This window comes from Variovorax sp. GW821-FHT10B04 (genome assembly GCF_059415645.1).
In genome coordinates, this window is record NZ_JBWKNQ010000018.1 from 1 (window position 1) to 21,341 (window position 21,341).

Consider the following 21,341-nt stretch of genomic DNA (forward strand, 5'->3'; position numbering starts at 1 on the left):
GCCCTGATCCGCCTGAAGCTGCGCTCCTCAGCGGCGCAGAAGGGAATCGCCTGACCCACACCGCATACCGGGCGCTCAGGGGTGTTCGACGGTTGTGTGCACCGCAAAGGGAACAGCCAGAGCCGCGCGTCTTGGTTGAGCAGCGGTTCGCGAAGGCTATTCGTTGGAAGCGAGCGCAGGTGGGTGTTCTGCTTTCGGATGCACAACGGCCGTGTCGGGCGTCGGTGGGTGGGATGCCTTTGGGCGGCTGTTGAGGCTCCGGCGAGCACCGCAGCGAAAGGCGGATCAGGGCCGCGCATGTTTGAGCGAAGCGAGTTTGCGCGGACCCCGCCTTTCGTGAGGAGCAGCAGCGAAGTCCGAAGGACCGGAGACGTCTGCCGCCCAAAGGCATCCCATCCACCGACGCTTTCCCATCACCGAAGAACGCTCCTGCTGAACCAGCAACCATCACTACCGCAAGCGTTGAAAACGCTCGCAGTGCCAGCCCCCCTCAGTGCCCCGAAACCACCACCGGAATCTCCGTCGCAGGTGGCGTGTTCCGGCTGCGTCCGCTGCGCACGATGCCGTCGATCATGATCATCCCGACGCCTGGAATGTCACCCAGCTGAACGCTCTCCAGCAGCCCGGGCGCGGGCGAATGCTGTGCGCGGTCCATGAACACGAAGTCCGCGTCGCGGCCCACTTCGATCAGGCCGCAGTTGAGGTTGCGGATGCGCGCCGTGTTGCCCGTGGCAAAACAGAACACCTGCTCCGACGGGATGTTCGCGAAGGCCGAGATGAATGCGACCATGCGCAGGATGCCGAGCGGTTGCACGCCCGAGCCTGCCGGGCCGTCGGTGCCCAGGATCACGCGGTGCGGGCACTTGAGTTCCATCGCGGCGCGGGCCGCGGCGATGGCCGTCTTCTCGTTGCCGTTGTGCACGATCTCGATCGCGCGCGACGACTTCTCGCACAGCTCGCACACGTGCGCCTCGGGCAGCGACGTGTGGCCGCCGTTGATGTGGCCGATCACGTCGGCATCGGCCTCGAGGATCGTGTCCTTGTCGATGTAGCCCGAGCCCGGCACCGACGGGCCGCCCGTGTGGATCGTGCTCTGGATGCCGTACTTGCGCGCCCAGGCCACCATCTCCTTGGCCTCGTAGCCCGCCTTCACCGTGCCCAGTCCGACTTCGCCCAGCAGGCCCACGCCGGCTTCGGCGAGTTCCTTGAAATCGCTCTCGACCATGCCCTTCTCGATCACCGGCGCGCCGGCCAGCACCTTCACGCCGCCCGGGCGGAAGTTGTCGAACGCGCGCTGCGCCGTGATGGCCAGCGCCTTCAGGCCGACGATGTCCTTCGGCCGGCCCGGCAGGTGCACCTCGCCGGCCGAGATCATGGTGGTCACGCCGCCGTGCATCATCGAATCGATCCAGCCGAGCTGGCTCTGGCGCGGCGTCCAGTCGCCGAACACCGGGTGCACGTGGCTGTCGATCAGGCCGGGCGCGACGCAGGTCTTGCGCGCGTCGATGACGGTCTTCGCGCCTTCGAGATCGCAGTCCTTCTCCTTGCCGACGGCAACGATCAGGCCATCGTCGATCACGATGGTGTCGGCGTCCAGCACCGGCTTGTCGATGTCGCCCGAGAGCAGCAGACCTATGTTCTTGATGACGACTTTGCCGGACTTTCCGCCGGCGGCGATTTCTGCCATGTGGGGGCCTCGTGGGTGGGTGATGTTTGTTCTTGGGGATCGTCCGCGCGCACGGTGCGCAGCACGGTCTCGATCACGAAATCTTCCCAGTGCGCCACCGCGTCGGTGCTTTCCAGCGGCTCGCCGAGGAAGGCCGTCAGCGTGTGGCGGTTGGATGTGTAGAAGTAGCCGGTCGCGGTGATCAGCAGGTACACGTCGCGCGGTGCCAGGTCGCTGCGGAAGAGGCCCTGCGCGGCGCCTGCGGCGATCAGCTCGCGCACGATGGCGATCGCGCGCGACGAGTACTCGCTCGCGCGCAGCGACTTCGCGATGTGCCGGCCCTTGTGCAGGTTCTCGGTATTGAGCAGCGTGACGAACTCGGGGTTGCGCCGGTAGTAGCCGAGCACGAAGCGGATCACCGAAGTCAGCGCCTCGACCGGGCGCGTGGTGTCGAGTTCGAGCGCCGCCTCGGCCTCGTCCATGCGGCGGTAGATGCCTTCGAGCACCGCGATGAACAGGCCTTCCTTGCTGCCGAAGTAGTAATAGATCATCCGGTCGTACGACTTGGCGGCCTTCGAGATCTTCTCGACGCTGCCACCGTCGTAGCCGTACTTGGCGAACACCTTGGTCGCCGCGCGCAGGATGTTGTCGCGCGTGGCCTGCGCCGCGGCCTCGCGCACGCCGGTGCGGCGGGTCGGCTTTGCAATCGCTTTCTTGCGCTCTGTCACCACAAGCATTGGCCTCGTGAAAGGCGGTCGCCGCCGGGCCGCCCCAAGGCGGACCGCGCCTCCCCCTCGGGGGGTGGAGTTACACGAGCGCAGCGAGTGAAAAGCCGGGGGGCCATCACTTCTCAGCGAAGGCGCGTTCTACGACGAAATCGCCGGGGGTGCTGGTGTTGCCTTCCTTGAACCCCCGGCCTTCCAGCATGTGCTTGAGGTCGACCAGCATGCCCGGGCTGCCGCACAGCATCACGCGGTCCTCGGCGGCGTTGATCGGTGGCAGGCCGAGGTCGTCGGTGAGCTTGTTGCTCTCGACCAGTTCGGTGATGCGGCCCATGTTGCGGAACTCTTCGCGCGTCACCGTCGGGTAGTAGAGCAACTGCTTCTCGACCAGCTCGCCCAGGAATTCATGCTTGGGCAGATGGTCGGTCACGAGGTCGTGGTACGCCAGTTCGTCGACCTGGCGCACGCCGTGCACCAGGATGACCTTCTCGAACTTCTCGTAGGTTTCCGGGTCGCGGATGATGCTCATGAACGGGGCGAGGCCGGTGCCCGTGCCGAACAGGTACAGGCGCTTGCCCGGCAGCGTGTAGTCGATCAGCAGCGTGCCGGTGGGCTTGCGGCCCACGATGATCTTGTCGCCGACCTGGATGTGCTGCAGCCGCGACGTCAGCGGGCCTTCGTCGACCTTGATGCTCAGGAACTCGAGGTATTCCTCGTAGTTGGCGCTGGCGATGCTGTAGGCACGCAGCAGCGGCTTGTCGTTCACCCGCAGGCCGATCATCGTGAAGTGGCCGTTCGAGAAACGCAGCGACGGGTCGCGCGTGGTCGTGAACGTGAACAGGCGGTCGGTCCAGTGATGGACGGAGAGGACGGTTTCTTCGTTGAAGGCACTCATACAAATATCTGCATTGGTTCAGTTGGCGGGATCGCGGCGCTCCGGGCTCCGCGGTCGGACGTGATTCTGGCTCTTGCCGTGCCGCACCGGTGTAAACGCCCGTTGCTTGCTGGCACTGCATTTGCTACATTGATTTTTGAATGTAGCGTTTACAACATGAAAGTGGAGTGAATGCTACACAAACGACTGGCCCATCACAAGCAGCTTTCGGGCCTGCCGGCACAGTCAAACCACGAGATTTTCCGCGATGACAGAACACACCAAGACAGACGGATTGCCGGGCATGGACGTGCCCGTGCTGCCAGCGGCTGCACAGGGCAAGTCGCCGCTGCGCAATGAGCGCATGAGCACGGCCAAGGTCGAATGCAATGCCTGCCCGGTGCTGTGCCAGATCTCCGACGGCCGCACGGGCGCCTGCGACCGCTACGCCAACCGCGACGGCGTGCTGGTGCGGGTCGACCCGGTCTTGCTGCTGCGCCGGGCCATCGCGAGCGAGGCGCCCGCCTTGGTGCCTTTTGCGCGTTCTGCGGGCACGGACGGTGCCGAGGCACCAGAACAGGGTGCCGTAGGCGCCGAAGATCCGGACTGGAGCGGCGACCTGCTGCATGCCGACGAGGTGTTCGTCACCGGCGTGGGCTCTTCCACCACCTACCCCGACTACAAGCCGGCGCCCTTCATCGTGGCCTCGAAGGCCCGGGGCGTCGACATGGTCACGGTCGTCACCGAAGGCATCTTCAGCTACTGCAGCTTCAAGGTGAAGATCGACACCGACCGCTTCCTCGGCGCGGAGCAGGCCAACGTGCGCTACCGCGGCGAAGTCGTGGGCCATGTCACGACGGCTGAATACGGCTCGCAGATGCTGTCGCTCGGTGGCGTGCACCACCTCACCGGCGGCAGCAAGAAGGAAGGCCGCATGACGGCCGAGGTGATGCAGTTGCTCGGCAACAAGAAGCCGGTGGAATGCGTGATCGACGGCGGCTCGAGCCTGGTGATCCAGGCCGGCAAGGCGCCCATCGTCAATGGCGTGAAGGAAGAGCGCATGCGCGTGGGTTGCGGCTCGGCGGCGATCGGCATCTTCGCGCGCCAGTTCGCCGGCGTGGCCGACGAAGTGGTGGTGGTCGACGACCACATCACCGGCGTGCTGACCGAGCACCAGGCCGGCCGCTGCCTCGACATGCCGACCTCGGGCATCCAGATGCGCGGCCGCAAGTCGACGCCGGGCCGCTACTTCCAGGTGGCCAACCCGGGCAACGGCTGGGGCGGCACCGACATCGCCGACCCGCTGTCGATCATCGAGAGCTGGGAAGAGGGCGTCGCCAAACCCGGCCTGCGGTTGCTGATGACATCCACCACCGGCGAGCATGCGCAGTGGTACGTGCTCGACGACGCGCTGCAGCCGGTCGAGCAGCCGATGCCCGATGCCGTGCGCCACATCGTCGAGCGCATCGGCGAGAACTGCGAGCCGTCGCTGTGCACCGTGCTGTTCCTCTGCGGTGCCGGCGGCAGCCTGCGCGCGGGCGTGAGCGAAAACCCCGTGCTGCTGACGCGCGCCATCAAGCAGGCGCTGGTCAACGTGACCTGCGGCGGCGCGCCGGCCTACGTGTGGCCGGGCGGCGGCATCACGGTGATGGTCGACGTCATGCGCATGCCCGACAACAGCTTCGGCACGGTGCCGACGCCGGCCATCGTGGCGCCGATCGAATTCAGCATGCGGCTCGACGACTACGCTGCGCTCGGTGGCCACATGGAGCACGTGTTCCCGCTCGAACAGGCGCTGGCCCGCGGTGCGTGGCAGGACGATGGTGCACCCCAGGCACGCCAATGGCTGGCGATCGATCCGGCCAATCCGTGGCCGCTCGGCCAACCACCGATGCTCGGCTGAAATGAAGCTCGCCCCCAGGCTTCGCGCACTGCGTGCCGCCTCGCCAACCCCCTTCCAGGGGCAGCGCCAGCAGTCCGGCAGCGCCGGCTCTGCGGCGTCTCCGGTAGTCGGCCGGGCCTGTTTCGTGCGCCGCGCGTCGCACGGCGGCGTGATGGCGCACTGACATGCCGGCCGAGCGTATGCGGCTCGACGACGGCCGCTGGCATTTCAACCACGGCCCGATCGACATCGTGGCCCAGGCCGACGGCGATGCCGTGGCGGTCGCCGCGGCGCATGAAGCCGCGTGGCAGCGCTTCATGCCGCTGCTCGACGAACTCGTGGCCGAGCTGCCGTTGCTGCGGCAGCCGGTGGGTGCATCGCACGCGTTGCGTGGGGCGGTTGCGCGACGCATGTGGGACGCCTGCGCACCCTTTCGTGCGGGCTTCATCACCCCGATGGCGGCGGTGGCCGGTGCGGTCGCGCAGGAACTCGTCGCGTGCTACCAGCGGCCCGGCGTCGCGCGCGCCTGGCTCAACAACGGCGGCGACATCGCGCTGCATCTCGCGCCCGGTGCGTCGGTGCGCGTGGGGCTGTTCGCCGACCTGGCACGTTTCGACCCGCGCGACCGCGGCGACCTGCCGATCGATGGCGCCTTCGACGTGACGGCCGACCAGCCGGTGCGCGGCGTCGCGACCAGCGGCTGGCGCGGCCGCAGTTTTTCGCTCGGCATCGCCGACAGCGTGACGGTGCTCGCCGCGACCGCGGCGCAGGCCGATGCCGCGGCGACCGTCATCGCGAACGCGGTCGACGTCGACGATGCCGGCATCACGCGGCAGCCCGCGAACACCCGCAAGGACCAGAGCGATCTCGGCGACATCCCGGTCACGGTGGACGTCGCGCCGCTCGCGCAGGAACAGGTGCGGCGTGCACTGGATGCGGGTGTCGCGCGCGCCACGGCGCTGCAGCGCGACGGTCTGATCGCGTCGGCCGTGCTCGCTTGCCAGGGGCAGTGGCGCGTCGTCGAACCCTTATGCTCCAACCCTGCCGCAGATCCGGCGCTCCCGGGTCCACCGGCGCATGCAGTTGGTTCAGTATTTGCTTAATGAAAAGCAGGCAATCCCCATGATCGATATCCGTCGTGTCTTCACCCATGTCGAGCACATCCACCACGAGTTCGGCCCACGCGCCGCGACGCCGCTGGTGCGTGGTGCCGTCGGCGTGGTGCTGACCAATCCCTTTGCGGGCCGTTACGAGCCCGACATCCTCCCCATGATGAAGCTGCTCGATCCGGTCGGCGTCGACATGGCGCACCGCTTGCGGGCCGCCATGGACGTGCCGGTCGAGCAGATCGCCACCTATGGCAAGGGCGCCATCGTCGGTGCCGCGGGCGAGCTCGAACATGGCGCGCTGTGGCATGTGCCCGGTGGCTATGCGATGCGCGAGCTGCTCGGCTGGAAGGGCGACCGCGACGCCTACCGGCAAGGCAAGGCCGAAGACAAGACCGGCCAGCCCGGCAACGCGCTGTCGATCGTGCCGTCGACCAAGAAGGTCGGCCCGCCGGGTGCGGCGCTGGATGTGCCGCTGACCAACATCAACGCGAGCTACGTGCGCGGCCAGTTCGATGCCATCGAGGTCCGCGTACCGGGCGCGCCGGCCGCCGACGAGATCGTGTTCATCCTCGCGATGAGCACCGGCTACCGCGTGCACGACCGCGTGGGCGGCCTGCGCGCGGAAGACATCAGCAAGTGGGACGGCCTCCGCTGAGCCACGAAAACAAGGAACAAAACATGACCGCCAACATCCGCAAGTTGATCGTGCAAGTGGACGAAGTCCGCAAGGAAATGGGCCAGACCATCGACCCGCCGACGCGCCGTGCCGTCGCCATCGCGGTGATCGAGAACCCCTACGCCGGCCGCTACAGCGAGAACCTCGACGAGCTGATCGCCATCGGCGAAGAGCTGGGCGCGCTGCTGGGCCAGAAGGCCGTCGCGGCACTCGGCATTGCGCCCGGAGAGGCACAGAGCTACGGCAAGGCCGCGATCGTCGGCGAGTCGGGCGAGCTCGAGCATGCGGCCGCGATCCTGCATCCGAAGCTCGGCGCGCCGCTGCGCGTGGCGGTCGAGAAGGGCGCCGCACTGGTGCCTTCCGCGAAGAAGCGCGGCACGCTCGGCACCGCGATCGACGTGCCGCTCGGCCACAAGGACGCCGCCTTCGTGCGCAGCCATTTCGATGCGATGGAAGCCCGCGTGTCCGACGCGCCGCGTGCCGGCGAGATCGTCGTGGCCGTGGCCGTGACCGACAGCGGCCGTCCGCTGCCGCGCGTCGGCGGCCTGAAGGTTTCCGAGATCCAGGGCCTCGACGGCCTGCGCTGATTCCCCTTTTTTCTTCCGACCACCAAGGAGCTTCTCGATGAACCCCATGCGTCATGTCTTCAGCGCCGCCGCTGTTGCCGCCCTCGCCACCGCTCTCGTTCCAGCGCATGCGCAGGGCGTGATCAAGATCGGCGAGATCAACAGCTACAAGGCACAGCCCGCCTTCCTCGAGCCCTACAAGAAGGGCATGGAACTCGCCATCGACGAGATCAACGCCGCTGGCGGCGTCAACGGCAAGAAGATCGAGCTGATCAGCCGCGACGACAACGCGAATCCGGGCGACGCGGTGCGCGTGGCCGAGGAGCTCGTGTCGCGCGAGAAGGTCGACATGCTCGCGGGCACCTTCCTGTCGAACACCGGCCTGGCCGTGGCCGACTTCGCCAAGCAGAAGAAGTTCTTCTTCCTGGGTGGCGAACCGCTGACCGACAAGATGACCTGGCAGGGCGGCAACCAGTACACCTTCCGCCTGCGTCCCGGCACCTACATGCAGGCCGCGATGCTGGTGCCCGAAGCCATCAAGCTGAAGAAGAAGCGCTGGGCCGTCGTGTACCCCAACTACGAATACGGCCAGTCCGCCGTGGCCGCGTTCAAGACGCTGCTGAAGGCCGCGCAGCCCGACGTCGAGTTCGTCGCCGAGCAGGCCACGCCGCTGGGCAAGGTCGACGCCGGCAGCGTGGCGCAGGCGCTCGCCGATGCCAAGCCCGACGCGATCTTCAACGTGCTCTTCGGGCCCGACCTGTCGAAGTTCGTGCGCGAAGGCAACACGCGCGGCCTGTTCAAGGGCATCGAGGTGGTCAGCGTGCTGACCGGCGAACCCGAGTACATGGACCCATTGAAGGACGAGGCGCCCAACGGCTGGATCGTGACCGGCTACCCCTGGTACGGCATCAGCACGCCCGCGCACCAGGCCTTCAAGAAGGCCTATGAGGACAAGTTCAAGGACTACCCGCGCCTAGGCTCGATCGTCGGCTACAGCATGATCAAGTCGGCCGCCGCCGGCATCGCCAAGGCCAAGACGACGGACACCGAGCAGCTGGTCGCGGCCTTCAAGGGCCTGCAGGTCGACACGCCGCTGGGCAAGATCACCTACCGTCCGGAAGACCACCAGTCGACCATGGGCGCCTTCGTGGGCCGCACCAAGAACGACGGTGGCAAGGGCGTGATGGTCGACTACGTCTACCTGGACGGCGCCGACGCCAAGTACCAGCCGTCGGCTGCCGACGTCAAGAAGTCGCGCTCTACCGACTGATCGAGGCAGAGACGGGTCATGAGCTTTTCCGGTTTCATCGTCCAGCTGCTCAACGGGCTGGCGAGCGCGTCGTCGCTGTTTCTCGTGGCGGCAGGTCTGTCGCTGATCTTTGGCGTCACGCGGATCGTGAATTTCGCCCATGGCTCTTTCTTCATGGTGGGCATCTACATCGCCTACACCCTGGTGGACCGTCTCGGCACCGGCGTCGGCTTCTGGCCCGCGCTGGTGCTGGCGGCGCTGGCCGTCGGTGTCCTCGGTGCGCTGATCGAGATGGTGCTGCTGCGCCGCATCTACAAGGCGCCCGAACTCTTCCAGCTGCTGGCGACCTTCGCGCTGGTGCTGGTCATCAAGGACGCCGTGCTGTGGCTCTGGGGTCCCGATGAACTCCTCGGCCCGCGGGCGCCGGGCCTGTCGGGCTCGGTGGCCATCCTGGGCCGTCAATTTCCGGCCTACGACCTCTTCCTGATCGTCGTGGGCCCCGTCGTGCTGGGCGCGGTGTGGCTGCTGCTCACGCGCACGCGCTTCGGCACGCTGGTGCGCGCCGCCACGCAGGACCGCGAGATGGTCAGCGCGCTGGGCGTGAACCAGGCGTGGCTCTTCACCGCGGTGTTCGCCCTGGGCGCGCTGCTCGCGGGCCTCGGCGGTGCGCTGCAACTGCCGCGCGAGCCCGCCACGCTCGAACTCGACCTGAACACCATCGGCGCCGCTTTCGTGGTGGTCGTGGTCGGCGGCATGGGCTCGCTGCCCGGCGCCTATGTGGCGGCGCTGCTGATCGCCGAGATCAAGGCGGTCTGCATCTGGCTCGGCGTGGTCGACATCCTCGGCTACAGCGTGTCCTTCTCCAAGCTCACGCTGGTGGTCGACTTCCTCGTGATGGCGGTGGTGCTGGTGTGGCGGCCGTGGGGCCTGTTCGGCCGGCCGCAGGCGCCGAGCCGCTATGTCGGCATGCAGGAAGAGCCGCTGCGCCGTGCCGGCAAGGGCTACCTGATCGCCGCGGCCGTGTTCGGCCTGGTGCTGGTGGCGATGCCGCTGCTGACCGCCAGCTCGCCCTACACGACCGTGCTGCTGATCGACCTGCTGATCGCCGCGCTGTTCGCGGCCAGCCTGCACTTCATCATGGGCCCGGCCGGCATGCATTCGTTCGGCCACGCGGCCTACTTCGGGCTGGGCGCCTACGGTGCCGCGCTGCTGGTGCGCGCGAGCGGCCTGCCGATGGAAGCCGCACTGATCGTCGCGCCGCTGGTGGCTGCGATCGGCGCCTTCGTCTACGGCTGGTTCGCGGTGCGGCTGTCCGGCGTGTACCTGGCGATGCTCACGCTGGCCTTCGCGCAGATCACCTGGGCCATCACCTACCAATGGGACAGCTTCACGGGCGGCAGCAACGGCCTGACCGGCGTGTGGCCGGCCGGATGGCTGTCCGACAAGCGCGTCTACTACTGGGTCACGCTGCTGCTCGTGGGCGGCGGCGTGCTGTGGCTGCGCCGCGTGCTGTTCTCGCCTTTCGGCTATGCGCTGCGTGCCGGCCGCGACTCGGTGCTGCGCGCCGATGCGATCGGCATCGACGTGAAGCGCATGCAGTGGGCGGCTTTCGTGATCGCCGGCGCGGTCGCCGGACTGGCCGGTTCGCTCTATGCGTTTTCCAAGGGCAGCATCTCGCCCGAGACCATGAGCGTCAACAAGTCGGTCGACGGCCTGGTGATGGTGCTGCTCGGCGGCATCCAGACGCTGGCCGGCCCGGTCGTCGGCGCGGTCACCTTCACCTGGCTGCACGACACCGTGGCGCGCAACACCGACTACTGGCGCGCGATGCTCGGCGCCATCATCCTGATCCTGGTGCTGCTGTTCCCGCAGGGCATCGCGGGCTTCGCGAAGCAGCTGTTCGACCGCCTGCGCGGCGAGGCCAAGGAGAGCAAGGCATGAGCCTCCTCAAAGTCGACAACCTCGGCAAGTCCTTCGGCGGCGTGAAGGCCGTCGACGGCATCACCTTCGACCTGGCCGCGGGTGAGCTGCTGGCGCTGATCGGCCCGAACGGCGCCGGCAAGTCCACCACCTTCAACATGGTCAACGGCCAGCTCAAGGCCGACCAGGGATCGATCAAGCTCGACGGCCAGGAACTCGTGGGCCGCAAGCCGCGCGAGATCTGGCGCATGGGCGTGGGCCGCACCTTCCAGATCGCCGAGACCTTCGCGTCGCTCACCGTGGTCGAGAACGTGCAGATGGCACTGCTGTCGCATGACGGCAAGCTGTTCTCCACCTGGCGCCGCGCGGCCGACCACCGGCGCGACGACGCGCTGGCGCTGCTCGACCAGGTCGGCATGAAGCGCCAGGCCGACCGGCCCTGCAGCGTGCTCGCGTACGGCGACGTGAAGCGGGTCGAACTCGCCATCGCGATGGCCAACAGCCCGAAGCTGCTGCTGATGGACGAGCCCACCGCCGGCATGGCGCCGAAGGAGCGCAATTCGCTGATGGCGCTCACCAAGGACCTGGTGGTCCAGCGCGGCATGGCGGTGCTCTTCACCGAGCACAGCATGGACGTGGTGTTCGCGTATGCCGACCGCATGATCGTGCTGGCGCGTGGCCGGCTCATCGCGCAGGGCAAGCCGCTGGAGATCCGCGACCATCCCAAGGTGCAGGAGGTGTATTTCGGCACCGGTGCGACATTTGAAAACCCCCAGGCCGCGCTTCGCTCCGCCAACCCCCTTGCAGGGGGCGACGCCAGCGGCCCGGCAGCGCCGGTTCCGCGGCATTCCCCGCAGGAGGCTGCACCATGACCGACATGCTCCTTGAAGCGAAATCGCTGTGCGCCTGGTACGGCGCGGCCCAGATCCTCTACGACGTCGATCTCGACGTGAAGCGCGGCGAGGTCGTCGCGTTGATGGGCCGCAACGGCGCCGGCAAGTCGACCACGCTGAAGGCGCTGATCGGCATGCTGGCCAAGCGCAAGGGCGCGATCAGCTTTCTCGGCCAGGACATCTCGAAGAGCGAGCCGCATGTGGCGGCGCGGCTCGGCCTGGGCTTCGTGCCCGAAGACCGCCGCGTGTTCACCGACCTGACGGTGATGGAGAACCTCGAGGTCGGCCGCCAGCCGGCGCGCCAGTGGGCCGACGGCAGCGCGGCACCGCTGTGGACGCCCGAGCGGCTGTTCCAGCTCTTCCCGAATCTCGGCGAGATGCCGCAGCGCCCCGGCGGCCGCATGAGCGGCGGCGAGCAGCAGATGCTGACGGTCGCGCGCACGCTGATGGGCAACCCCTACCTCGTGCTGCTCGACGAGCCGTCCGAAGGCGTGGCGCCCGTGATCGTCGAACAGATGGCGCACATGATCCTGGCGCTCAAGGCGCAGGGCGTGAGCATCCTGCTGTCGGAACAGAACATGCACTTCGCGGAACTCGTCTCCGATCGGGCCTATGTGCTCGAGAAGGGGCAGATCCGCTACCAGGCGTCGATGGCCGAACTGGCCGCGAACGACGAAGTGCGCCGGGCTTACCTGAGCGTCTGATCATTTCAACCACCCGAGGAGCGACACCATGCACATCACGAACCGCAGAGCACTCTTGAAGTCCGCCGCCGCAGCCGGCCTGATCGGCGGCCTGGGCGTTTCCGCGCCCCTGTTCGCCGCCAGCCCGATCAAGCCGAGCGCCAAGTCGGCGCTGATCGTGGTCGACGTGCAGAACTGCTTCATCGAAGGCGGCACGCTGGCCGTGAAGGGCGGCGGCGAGGTGGTGCCGGTGATCAACAAGCTCGCGGGCTCGTTCGAGAACATCGTGGTCACGCAGGACTGGCACACCGCCGGCCACGCGTCCTTCGCGAGCACCTATGCGGGCAAGAAGCCCTTCGAGACGACCAAGCTGACCTACGGCACGCAGGTGCTCTGGCCCGACCACTGCGTGCAGGGTACCGAGGACGCCGCGGTCGCCAAGGACCTGAAGCTGCCGACCGCGCAGCTCATCATCCGCAAGGGCTTCCACAAGGAGATGGACAGCTATTCGGCGTTCGAGGAAGCCGACCACAAGACGGCCACCGGCCTCGGCGGCTACCTGAAGCAGCGCGGCATCAAGACGGTGTTCATCACCGGCCTGGCCACCGACTTCTGCGTGGCCTGGACCGCGATGGATGCGCGCAAGGCGGGCTTCGAGGTCTACGTGATCGAAGATGCGACGCGCGGTATCGACCTGAACGGCTCGCTCGCGGCGGCCTGGAAGCAGATGACGGCCAAGGGTGTCAAGCGCATTCAATCCACGGACATTGGATGACCCCCCAGGCTGCGCGCACTGCGTGTCGCTTCGCCAACCCCCCTGAAGGGGGGCGCTGCCAGCGGGCCGGCGGAGCCGGTCCCGCGGCAGCCCTGGCCTTTCGTTTCGAACGTCAGGCCTGATCGACCGCCATGCCCTTGTCCCTCCGCGTCAACGCCCGTTCGGTGGACGTCGACGTCCCGCGCGAAACCTCGCTGCTGCACCTGCTGCGCAACGACCTCGGCCTGAACGGGCCGAAGTACGGCTGCGGCCTGGGCCAGTGCGGCGCCTGCACGGTGTGGGTCGACGGCGTGGCGGCGCGCTCCTGCGTGATCCCGGCGCACGGCGTCGCCGGGCGTGAGGTCACGACGCTCGAAGGCCTGGGCTCGCGCGGCGCATGGCATCCGGTGCAGCAGGCTTTCGAGGACGCGCAGGCCGCGCAGTGCGGCTACTGCCTGAACGGCATGGTGATGCAGGCCGCGGCGCTGCTGGCGCGCGAGCCGAACCCGAGCGAGTCGCGCATCCGCAGCGAGCTCTCGGGCAACCTCTGCCGCTGCGGCACCCACGTCGAGATCCTCGACGCGGTGCAGCGCGCGGCCGCGCGCCTGGCGCAACCGGTCGAAGGCGCGGCGTCTTGACGCGCCGCGCGGACCAGCCGACCACACGCGCCGAATTCCTCGCGGCCGATGGCGTGCTGCTGATCGTGCGGCCGCCGCCGCCCGCCCCGCCGCCGGTGCAGGGCCAGCCCAAGCTGATCAGCAGCAATCCGCTCGAAGGCGACGAGATCCTGCTGGCCGTCTGGGACGACGGCAGTGTTTCTGCGCTGAACGGCCACGTCGATCTCGGCACCGGCATCCAGACCGCGCTGGCGCAGGTCGTGGCGGAAGAACTCGACCTCGGCATGCCGTGCGTGCGCGTGATGCTCGGCGACACCGCGCGCGCGCCCAACCAGGGCGCGACCATCGCGAGCACCTCGCTGCAGATCCACGCGCAGCCGCTGAAGCTCGCGGCGGCGCAGGCGCGCGCCTGGCTGCTGGCACGCGCGGCAGAACGCCTGGGCGTTCACGCCGATGGGCTCGAAGCCCGCGAAGGCACGGTGCGCGTCGCGGCCGAGCCGTCCCGCGCGCTGTCCTATGGCGAACTCGTGCAAGGCCGGCGCACCGTGCTCGTGCTGGACGCCGGCACGCGCCTGAAGGACCCGAAGGACTACCGCGTGGTCGGCACCCGCACCGCGCGTGTCGACATTCCGGCCAAGCTCGCGGGCGAGCTGGTGTTCGTGCACGACATGCGCGTGCCCGGCATGCTGCATGGCCGCGTGCTGCGACCGCCCTATGCAGGCGCCGACCATGGCGACTTCATCGGCAACACGCTGGAGTCGGTCGACGAGGCATCGATCGCGCACATCCCGGGCATCCGCCAGGTGGTCGTGATCCGCGACTTCGTCGGCATCGTGGCCGAGCGCGAGGAGCACGCCGAGCAGGCGCTGCGCGAACTGAAGGTGACCTGGAAATCCTGGCCCGGCCTGCCCGCGCTCGACGATCTGGAAGGCGCGATCCGCGCGAACCCGTCGACGCAGCGGCTGCTGGTGGACGAGGGCGACGTCGATGGCGCGCTGGCCGGCGCCGCGCAGCCGATGCCGCGCACCTACGTCTGGCCGTACCAGATGCATGCGTCGATCGGGCCGTCGTGCGCGCTGGCGAGCTGGCAGCCGGACGGCGATGCCGCTGCGATGGCGTTGCGCGTCTGGGCCGGAACGCAGAACCCGCACGTGCTGCGCGCCGACCTGGCGAAGCTGATGGATGTGGAGGACATCGCGGTCGACGTGGTCCGCATGGAAGCCGCCGGCTGCTACGGCCGCAACGGCGCCGACGACGTCGCTGCCGACGCCGCGCTGCTGGCGCGAGCCGCCGGTGCACCGGTGCGCGTGCAGCTCACGCGCGAGCAGGAGCACGCGTGGGAACCCAAGGGCGCGGCGCAGTTGATGCAGGTCCAGGGCGGGCTCGATGCCGACGGCGGTGTCGCCGCCTACGACTTCGAGACCTCGTACCCATCGAACGGCGCACCGACCCTGGCGCTGCTGCTGACCCGCACGATCGAGCCGGTTGCGCAGGCCTACGAGATGGGCGACCGCACCGCACGTCCGCCCTACACCTACGAGAACCTGCGCGTGAAGGTCAACGACATGGCGCCGATCGTGCGCGCGTCGTGGCTGCGCGGCGTGTCGGCGCTGCCGAGCTCGTTCGCGCACGAGTCCTATGTCGACGAACTGGCGACCGCGGCGGGCGTCGACCCGGTCGCGTTCCGGCTGCGCCACCTGGACGACCCACGCGCCCTCGACCTCGTGCGCGAGACCGCGCAGAAGGCCGGCTGGCGCATGCGCACCGGCCCGCAGGAGAACGCGGACGGCGGACTCGGCGCCGGTGGCGACGTGCTGTTCGGACAGGGCTTTGCGTATGCGCGCTACGTGCACAGCAAGTGGCCGGGCTTCGGCGCAGCCTGGTCGGCCTGGGTGGCCGACGTCGAGGTCAACCGCAAGACCGGCGAGGTGCACGTGCGCCGCGTCGTGGTCGGGCACGACGCGGGGCTGATGGTCAACCCGGCGGGCGTCGAGCACCAGGTGCACGGCAACGTGATCCAGACGACCAGCCGCGCGCTCATGGAGAAGGTCGACTTCGCGCCGCAGCGCGGGCCGGACGCGTCGGCCGCCGATGCCTCGCAGGCGGCGCAACTGCCGGGCCTGCGGCCATCCGGCGTGGTCGCGAGCCGCGAATGGGGCAGCTACCCGATCATCAATTTCCGCCAGGTGCCGGTCGTCGAGGTGGTGCACATGCAGCGCCCCGGCGAACCTTCGCTGGGCGCGGGCGAATCGGCCTCGGTGCCGGGTACCGCGGCGATCGCCAATGCGATCTTCGATGCGACCGGCGTGCGCTTTCGTGCGCCGCCGTTCACGCCCGAGGTGATCCGCGCGGCACTGAATCCGCTGACGTCGGACTTGCGCCCTCTCCCCCCGGGAGAGGGCGGGGGTGAGGGCCGGCCGCCTTCGCAAGGCGAACAAACACAGCCCCCATCCCAACCTTCCCCCGGCGGGGGAAGGCGCAAGACCGAAACGCCCTGGCCGAAGCGCAAAGGCGTCTGGGCCACCGGCGCCGCGCTGGTCGTCGGCGGACTCGGCGTCGTGGCCGGCGTGCTCGGCTGGCGCAGCGCGATCGCGCCGGTGTCGCTCAGCGCGCCGGTCTACAGCCAGGCGACGATCGAGCGCGGCCGGGTGCTGGCGGCACTCGGCGACTGCGCGGTCTGCCACACCGCACCGGGCGGCACGCCCAACGCCGGCGGCCGGGCGATGGAGACGCCCTTCGGCACGCTCTACACCACCAACCTCACGCCCGATGCCGAGACCGGCCTCGGCCGCTGGTCCTTCAGCGCGTTCCAGCGCGCGATGCGCGAAGGCATCTCGCGCGACGGCCATCACCTGTACCCGGCCTTCCCGTACACCGCCTTCGCCAAGACCAGCGACGACGACCTGCAGGCGCTGTACGCGTACTTCAGTTCATTGCCCGCGGTGCACGCGCCGACGCCGGAGGCCGCGCTGAAATTCCCGTTCAGCGTGCGTCCGCTGATGGCCGGCTGGAACGCGCTGTTCCACGATCCGGCTCCCTACCAGCCGGTCGCCGCGCAGAGCGCCGAGTGGAACCGCGGCGCCTACCTCGTCAACGGCCTCGGCCATTGCGGCGCGTGCCACACGCCGCGCAATGCGCTGGGTGCGGAGCAGGGCGGCAGCGCCTTTCTGTCGGGCGCGATGGTCGATGGCTGGGAAGCGCCCGCGCTCACCGCGCTGTCGACTTCCGCCGTACCCTGGAATGCGGACTCGCTCTATCGCTACCTGCGCAACGGGCATGCGCCGCAGCATGGCATCGCGGGTGGCCCGATGGCCGAGGTGGTGCGCGAACTGTCGGCCGTGCCGGACGACGACATCCGCGCGATGGCACGCTACCTGTCGTCCTTCCAGCCGCAGGTCGGACCCGTCGAGGCGCAGGCCAGGGCCGTGCAGGTGGTGGCCGATGCCGCAGCGCGGCAACCCGTGCCGGGCGCGGCCCAGCGCATGTTCGACAGCGCCTGCGCCGCCTGCCACCACGACGGCAACGGGCCGACGCTGCTCGGCGTCAACACGCCGCTCGCGCTGAACAGCAACCTCACGAGCGCCAGGCCCGACAACCTGCTGCGCACGATCCTCGACGGCGTGCGCGAGCCTGCGTCGCGCGACATCGGATTCATGCCGCCGTTCCGCGAAGCGCTCGACGATGCGCAGATCGCCGATCTGGCGGCCTACATGCGCGGGCGTTTCGCGCCCGATGCGCCCGCGTGGACGGACCTGCCGAAGGCGGTGGCGCGGCTGCGTGCGGACGCGCCGCACGGCGCTTCGCGCTAGAACCGCGGCAAGACAGGCACGTGCGGCTCAGATCGCCGCCACCGCGGGTCGGCGAGCGTTCAGCAGCCCGTCAATCTGCGCATCCTTCTCGGTCCAGAGTTCCGCCAGCCAGCGATGGAAGCTGCCGCGGAACGCCGAATCGCCTTCGTAGTCGCCGCTGCCGAAGGCCGCCGGGATGGCGACCTCGCGGGCGCGCACGATCACGCGCGGCGTGCGGCCGCAGAGGAAGTCCCAGAACGAGGGAATGCCGTCCGGGTAGACGATGGTCACGTCGATCAGCGACTGGAACTTCTCGCCCATGGCATCAAGCGCCAGTGCGAGTGCACCGGCCTTCGGCTTGAGCAGATGCCGATAGGGCGAGGACTGGCTGCGGTGCTTCTGTGCCGTGAAGCGCGTGCCTTCGGCGAAGTTCATCACGCTGGTCGGCACGAGCGCGAATTTCTCGCAGGCGCGGCGCGTGGTGTCGCGGTCCTTCTCGCGCAGTGAAGGGTCGCGCCGCAGGTCCGCCTTGCCGTGGCGCTTCATGAAGGGGAAGTCGAGCGCCCACCAGGCCAGGCCGATCACCGGCACGTAGATGAGCTGCTGCTTGAGGAAGAACTTGAGCAGCGGAATGCGCCGGTTCATGGTGTGCTGCAGCACGAAGATGTCGACCCAGGACTGGTGGTTGCAATTGACCAGGTACCAGCCGCGGTATTGCAGCGCATCGATGCCTTCGACGTCCCAGGTGGTGCGCTGCGTGAGCTTCATCCAGCCGCTGTTGCAGGCGATCCAGCCGGTGGCGACCGCATTGAGCACGGGGTCGATGCGCACGCGCACCGCTGCGAAGGGCAGCACCAGCTTGACCAGGGCCAGCACGAAGACCAGCGAGCACCAGAAGAGCGTGTTGAGGACCAGCAGCAGGAAGGCGATGGCGCCGCGGACGACGGGAGGCAGGAAGGCGAGCATGCGGAGTGGTGGATGGATGCGAAGGGATGTCGACGATGAGCCCGGATGCATTCTCGGGCGGCTGCGAGATCGGTGGCTTGCGCCATGTCAGTTGTCGGCCGTGCCGCGCAGGGCCCGGCGGTATTGCACGGCTTCCGCCACATGCGGCACCCGCACGTCGTCCGCCCCCGCCATGTCGGCGATCGTGCGCGCGACCTTGAGTGCGCGGTGCGTGCTGCGCGCCGACCAGCCGAGCTTGACGGCCGCCGACTGCATGAACTTCAACGCCGCACTGTCGAGGCTGGCGTGCTGGTCGATCTCGCCGCCCTGCAGCGCATGGTTCGGCTTGCCTTGGCGGGTCATGGCGCGTGCGCGGGCTTCGGCCACGCGTGTGCGGATACCGTCCGTCGATTCGCCCGCCGGCGATTCGAGCAGTTGCTGGGCCGTCACCGAGGGCACCTCGATGTGCAGGTCGATGCGGTCGAGCAGCGGTCCGCTGAGCTTGCCCTGGTAGCGCAACACCTGGTCGGGCGTGCAGCGGCAGGCCTTCAATGTCGAGCCGAGATAGCCGCACGGGCAGGGGTTCATGGCCGCGATCAACTGGAAGCGCGCCGGGAACTCGGCGCGGCGCGCGGCCCGCACGATCGTGATGGTGCCGGTCTCCAGCGGCTCGCGCAGGGCCTCGAGTGCGGCGCGTGCGAACTCCGGAAACTCGTCGAGGAACAGCACGCCGTGGTGTGCGAGCGAGATCTCGCCCGGCCGGGGCGGCGAACCGCCACCGACCAGGGCGACCGCGCTCGCGGTGTGGTGCGGGCTCGATGTCGGCCGGCGCATCCAGCGTTCGACGGCAAAGCGGCCACCGAGGCTCGCAACGGCGGCGCTCTCCAATGCCTCGTCGACCGTCATGGCCGGCAGCAGCCCGGCAAAGCGCTGGGCCAGCATCGACTTCCCCGAACCCGGCGGGCCGACCATCAGCAGGCTGTGCTGGCCGGCTGCGGCGATCTCGAGTGCGCGCTTGGCGCCGACGTGTCCCTTGACCTCGGCGAGGTCCGCATACGCCACGGCCGCGGCGCCGGGCCGTGGCAGCACGCGGGCCCAGCCGTCGCCGGGCGGCTCCGGCGGCGTGCCGTCGGTCGGCGGCAGGAACTGGCCCACCACGTCGAGCAGGTGGCGCGCGCCGTAGACCTCGGCGCCGGGCACCAGCGCGGCCTCCTGTGCGCTCTCGGTCGGCAGCACCAGCCGCGTGGCTACGCCTTGCGTGTGCAGTGCCAACGCCATCGCCAATGCACCGCGCACCGGCCGAAGCTGGCCCGACAGCGACAACTCGCCCGCGAACTCGTGGCCGGCCAGGCGGGCGCCATCGATCTGTCCGCTCGCCGCCAGGATGCCGAGCGCCATCGGCAGGTCGAAGCGGCCGGAATCCTTGGGCAGATCGGCCGGTGCGAGGTTCACCGTGATGCGCTTGTTGTTGGGGAATTCGAGGCCGGCGTTCTGCAGCGCGGAGCGGACGCGCTCTCGGGCTTCCTTGACCTCCACGTCGGCCAGACCGACCAGCGTGAAGCTGGGCAACCCGTTCGCCAGATGCACCTCAACGGTGACGCTGGCCGCATCGAGCCCAAGGAGGGCGCGACTCTGCACCAAAGAAAGACTCATTTTGTTATACATCCCTGATATGGTGCGTTGTCGCACCGATGGTTAACCCTCTGGTCCCGAATTCGTGCACAAGGTAACAGTGGGCAACCCTCGGAACCCGAGTCTCCTGGCGGGAATCGCGTGCGCGACGGTGACAGCGTCCTTTGGCACGCTCCCTGCTTTGACGTGTTTTCCTTTCTATCCAAAGTACCAGGAGTCACTCGATGATGCACCGTAAAACCGCCCAGGCCTTGGCCGTGGTCGCCCTTGCTGCCCTGCCGATGTTCGCGAGCGCCCAGCTCACGGCCAACGTGGCATTGACCAGCAACTACAAGTTCCGCGGTCAGGACCAGGATGCGAGCAAGAGCAAGGCAGTCAAGCCGGCCATCCAGGGCGGTTTCGACTACGCCTTCGGTGAAACGGGCTGGTATGTCGGCAACTGGAACTCCAGCGTCGACTGGCTCCCGGGCAACAGCATCGAGAGCGACATCTACGGCGGCTACAAGTTCACGGCCGGCGGCATCGGCTGGGACCTGGGCGCCCTGACCTACATCTACCCGGGCAACAAGAACGGCAACACGACCGAACTGTACGCAGCCGGCAGCTACGGTCCCCTGACGCTGAAGTACTCGCACACCATCTCGAAGGACTACTTCGGCTGGGCTGGCGAGAACTCGGGTTCGGGCCTGTCGGGTCGCAACACCGGTTACCTGAACCTCGGCTTCGCTCAGGAAGTGGCTCCGTCGCTGACCCTGAAGGCCAACGTCGGCTACACCCGTTTCGCCAGCGACATCAAGGACCTGGGCGTGCCGAACTACGTCGACTACGCGATCGGCGTCTCGTACGACTTCGGCGGCGGCGTGGCCCTCTACGGCGGCGTGCAAGGTGCGAACAAGAAGAACTACTTCGGCGACGTGAACAAGGCACGCGCCATCGTCACGCTCAGCAAGACGCTGTAAACACAAGAGGCGCGGCCGGACGGCCGCGCCCGTCGGTTTCATCTATAGGAGAAGTGTCATGAAGCTGGTTACAGCCATCATCAAACCATTCAAGCTCGATGAGGTGCGAGAGGCACTGTCGACGATTGGCGTGCAAGGCATCACCGTGACCGAGGTCAAGGGCTTCGGTCGCCAGAAGGGCCACACGGAGTTGTACCGCGGCGCGGAATACGTCGTGGACTTCCTGCCGAAGGTCAAGATCGAAGCGGCCGTGTCCGACGACCTGGTCGAGCGCGTGATCGAAGCCGTCGAAGGCGCTGCGCGCACCGGCAAGATCGGCGACGGAAAGATCTTTGTCTACAACCTCGAGCAGGTCGTACGCATTCGCACCGGTGAAACCGGCCGCGAGGCACTTTGAGTTCAAGGC

Annotated in this window: 18 protein-coding genes; 13 read left to right on the forward strand and 5 right to left on the reverse strand. The window is 68.3% G+C overall.

All coding sequences use genetic code 11. The annotated features are described in order from the left end of the window. Positions 1-490: 490 nt before the first annotated feature. The 3 genes from AC07PZ_RS29820 to AC07PZ_RS29830 all read right to left on the reverse strand — a co-directional run bounded on the left by AC07PZ_RS29820 (position 491) and on the right by AC07PZ_RS29830 (position 3,283). Positions 491-1,687: an amidohydrolase family protein gene (locus AC07PZ_RS29820; RefSeq protein ID WP_495298803.1), complete on the reverse strand. Its 1,197-nt coding sequence runs from the start codon at positions 1,685-1,687 to the stop codon at positions 491-493. Next, positions 1,633-2,403 carry a TetR/AcrR family transcriptional regulator gene (locus AC07PZ_RS29825; RefSeq protein WP_495298804.1) on the reverse strand — a complete coding sequence of 257 codons (771 nt, stop codon included), beginning with the start codon at positions 2,401-2,403 and terminating at the stop codon, positions 1,633-1,635. The genes AC07PZ_RS29820 and AC07PZ_RS29825 overlap by 55 nt, the downstream gene beginning before the upstream one ends. 106 nt (positions 2,404-2,509) lie before the next feature. Beyond that, complete coding sequence (locus AC07PZ_RS29830) at positions 2,510-3,283, reverse strand: ferredoxin--NADP reductase (protein ID WP_495298805.1); 774 nt, start codon at positions 3,281-3,283, stop codon at positions 2,510-2,512. A gap of 247 nt (positions 3,284-3,530) precedes the next feature. On the opposite strand from AC07PZ_RS29830, the gene AC07PZ_RS29835 reads away from it, so the two are divergent. From AC07PZ_RS29835 to AC07PZ_RS29885, 11 genes are all read left to right on the forward strand, one after another. Continuing rightward, on the forward strand, positions 3,531-5,165 hold the full coding sequence (locus AC07PZ_RS29835) for a 6-hydroxynicotinate reductase (protein WP_495298806.1): 1,635 nt from the start codon (positions 3,531-3,533) through the stop codon (positions 5,163-5,165). Between the two features lie 164 nt (positions 5,166-5,329). Next, complete coding sequence (locus AC07PZ_RS29840; RefSeq protein ID WP_495298807.1) at positions 5,330-6,247, forward strand: UPF0280 family protein; 918 nt, start codon at positions 5,330-5,332, stop codon at positions 6,245-6,247. A 19-nt stretch (positions 6,248-6,266) separates the two neighbouring features. Then, positions 6,267-6,908 (forward strand): amino acid synthesis family protein, encoded by a 642-nt coding sequence (locus AC07PZ_RS29845; RefSeq protein ID WP_495298808.1) that lies wholly within the window; start codon positions 6,267-6,269, stop codon positions 6,906-6,908. Between the two features lie 23 nt (positions 6,909-6,931). Continuing rightward, complete coding sequence (locus AC07PZ_RS29850; RefSeq protein ID WP_495298809.1) at positions 6,932-7,516, forward strand: amino acid synthesis family protein; 585 nt, start codon at positions 6,932-6,934, stop codon at positions 7,514-7,516. A gap of 37 nt (positions 7,517-7,553) precedes the next feature. Next, positions 7,554-8,765, forward strand: a complete 1,212-nt coding sequence (locus AC07PZ_RS29855; RefSeq protein ID WP_495298810.1) for an ABC transporter substrate-binding protein — start codon at positions 7,554-7,556, stop codon at positions 8,763-8,765. An 18-nt stretch (positions 8,766-8,783) separates the two neighbouring features. Continuing rightward, complete coding sequence (locus AC07PZ_RS29860; RefSeq protein WP_495298811.1) at positions 8,784-10,685, forward strand: ABC transporter permease; 1,902 nt, start codon at positions 8,784-8,786, stop codon at positions 10,683-10,685. Continuing rightward, the gene (locus tag AC07PZ_RS29865) at positions 10,682-11,536 is read left to right on the forward strand and encodes an ABC transporter ATP-binding protein (RefSeq protein WP_495298812.1); all 855 of its coding nucleotides are present in this window, start codon (positions 10,682-10,684) and stop codon (positions 11,534-11,536) included. The genes AC07PZ_RS29860 and AC07PZ_RS29865 overlap by 4 nt, the downstream gene beginning before the upstream one ends. Continuing rightward, complete coding sequence (locus tag AC07PZ_RS29870) at positions 11,533-12,261, forward strand: ABC transporter ATP-binding protein (protein WP_495298813.1); 729 nt, start codon at positions 11,533-11,535, stop codon at positions 12,259-12,261. Before AC07PZ_RS29865 ends, AC07PZ_RS29870 begins: the two co-directional genes overlap by 4 nt. Before the next feature lie 28 nt (positions 12,262-12,289). After that, positions 12,290-13,015: a bifunctional nicotinamidase/pyrazinamidase gene (pncA, locus tag AC07PZ_RS29875; protein ID WP_495298814.1), complete on the forward strand. Its 726-nt coding sequence runs from the start codon at positions 12,290-12,292 to the stop codon at positions 13,013-13,015. A gap of 131 nt (positions 13,016-13,146) precedes the next feature. Then, positions 13,147-13,632 (forward strand): (2Fe-2S)-binding protein, encoded by a 486-nt coding sequence (locus AC07PZ_RS29880; RefSeq protein ID WP_495298815.1) that lies wholly within the window; start codon positions 13,147-13,149, stop codon positions 13,630-13,632. After that, positions 13,629-17,420, forward strand: a complete 3,792-nt coding sequence (locus AC07PZ_RS29885) for a molybdopterin cofactor-binding domain-containing protein (protein WP_495298816.1) — start codon at positions 13,629-13,631, stop codon at positions 17,418-17,420. The genes AC07PZ_RS29880 and AC07PZ_RS29885 overlap by 4 nt, the downstream gene beginning before the upstream one ends. Before the next feature lie 27 nt (positions 17,421-17,447). On the opposite strand, the gene yihG is transcribed toward AC07PZ_RS29885, so the two are convergent. Together yihG and AC07PZ_RS29895 are read right to left on the reverse strand one after the other, a co-directional pair. After that, positions 17,448-18,365, reverse strand: a complete 918-nt coding sequence (yihG, locus tag AC07PZ_RS29890) for a 1-acylglycerol-3-phosphate O-acyltransferase, YihG family (protein ID WP_495298817.1) — start codon at positions 18,363-18,365, stop codon at positions 17,448-17,450. Positions 18,366-18,452: 87 nt separating this feature from the next. Continuing rightward, positions 18,453-19,997: a YifB family Mg chelatase-like AAA ATPase gene (locus AC07PZ_RS29895; RefSeq protein ID WP_495298818.1), complete on the reverse strand. Its 1,545-nt coding sequence runs from the start codon at positions 19,995-19,997 to the stop codon at positions 18,453-18,455. A 203-nt stretch (positions 19,998-20,200) separates the two neighbouring features. On the opposite strand from AC07PZ_RS29895, the gene AC07PZ_RS29900 reads away from it, so the two are divergent. Together AC07PZ_RS29900 and glnK are read left to right on the forward strand one after the other, a co-directional pair. Continuing rightward, the gene (locus AC07PZ_RS29900; protein WP_495298819.1) at positions 20,201-20,935 is read left to right on the forward strand and encodes a TorF family putative porin; all 735 of its coding nucleotides are present in this window, start codon (positions 20,201-20,203) and stop codon (positions 20,933-20,935) included. Positions 20,936-20,993: 58 nt separating this feature from the next. Next, on the forward strand, positions 20,994-21,332 hold the full coding sequence (glnK, locus tag AC07PZ_RS29905; protein WP_307689345.1) for a P-II family nitrogen regulator: 339 nt from the start codon (positions 20,994-20,996) through the stop codon (positions 21,330-21,332). The last annotated feature ends 9 nt before the right edge of the window (positions 21,333-21,341 follow it).

Excerpts from the sequence above, each read along its gene's own strand:
- AC07PZ_RS29820 (WP_495298803.1), bottom strand. The coding sequence starts at position 1,687 with ATGGCAGAAATCGCCGCCGGCGGAAAGTCCGGCAAAGTCGTCATCAAG.
- AC07PZ_RS29825 (WP_495298804.1), bottom strand. The coding sequence starts at position 2,403 with ATGCTTGTGGTGACAGAGCGCAAGAAAGCGATTGCAAAGCCGACCCGC.
- AC07PZ_RS29830 (WP_495298805.1), bottom strand. The coding sequence starts at position 3,283 with ATGAGTGCCTTCAACGAAGAAACCGTCCTCTCCGTCCATCACTGGACC.
- AC07PZ_RS29835 (WP_495298806.1), top strand. The coding sequence starts at position 3,531 with ATGACAGAACACACCAAGACAGACGGATTGCCGGGCATGGACGTGCCC.
- AC07PZ_RS29840 (WP_495298807.1), top strand. The coding sequence starts at position 5,330 with ATGCCGGCCGAGCGTATGCGGCTCGACGACGGCCGCTGGCATTTCAAC.
- AC07PZ_RS29845 (WP_495298808.1), top strand. The coding sequence starts at position 6,267 with ATGATCGATATCCGTCGTGTCTTCACCCATGTCGAGCACATCCACCAC.
- AC07PZ_RS29850 (WP_495298809.1), top strand. The coding sequence starts at position 6,932 with ATGACCGCCAACATCCGCAAGTTGATCGTGCAAGTGGACGAAGTCCGC.
- AC07PZ_RS29855 (WP_495298810.1), top strand. The coding sequence starts at position 7,554 with ATGAACCCCATGCGTCATGTCTTCAGCGCCGCCGCTGTTGCCGCCCTC.
- AC07PZ_RS29860 (WP_495298811.1), top strand. The coding sequence starts at position 8,784 with ATGAGCTTTTCCGGTTTCATCGTCCAGCTGCTCAACGGGCTGGCGAGC.
- AC07PZ_RS29865 (WP_495298812.1), top strand. The coding sequence starts at position 10,682 with ATGAGCCTCCTCAAAGTCGACAACCTCGGCAAGTCCTTCGGCGGCGTG.
- AC07PZ_RS29870 (WP_495298813.1), top strand. The coding sequence starts at position 11,533 with ATGACCGACATGCTCCTTGAAGCGAAATCGCTGTGCGCCTGGTACGGC.
- pncA (WP_495298814.1), top strand. The coding sequence starts at position 12,290 with ATGCACATCACGAACCGCAGAGCACTCTTGAAGTCCGCCGCCGCAGCC.
- AC07PZ_RS29880 (WP_495298815.1), top strand. The coding sequence starts at position 13,147 with ATGCCCTTGTCCCTCCGCGTCAACGCCCGTTCGGTGGACGTCGACGTC.
- yihG (WP_495298817.1), bottom strand. The coding sequence starts at position 18,365 with ATGCTCGCCTTCCTGCCTCCCGTCGTCCGCGGCGCCATCGCCTTCCTG.
- AC07PZ_RS29895 (WP_495298818.1), bottom strand. The coding sequence starts at position 19,997 with ATGAGTCTTTCTTTGGTGCAGAGTCGCGCCCTCCTTGGGCTCGATGCG.
- AC07PZ_RS29900 (WP_495298819.1), top strand. The coding sequence starts at position 20,201 with ATGATGCACCGTAAAACCGCCCAGGCCTTGGCCGTGGTCGCCCTTGCT.
- glnK (WP_307689345.1), top strand. The coding sequence starts at position 20,994 with ATGAAGCTGGTTACAGCCATCATCAAACCATTCAAGCTCGATGAGGTG.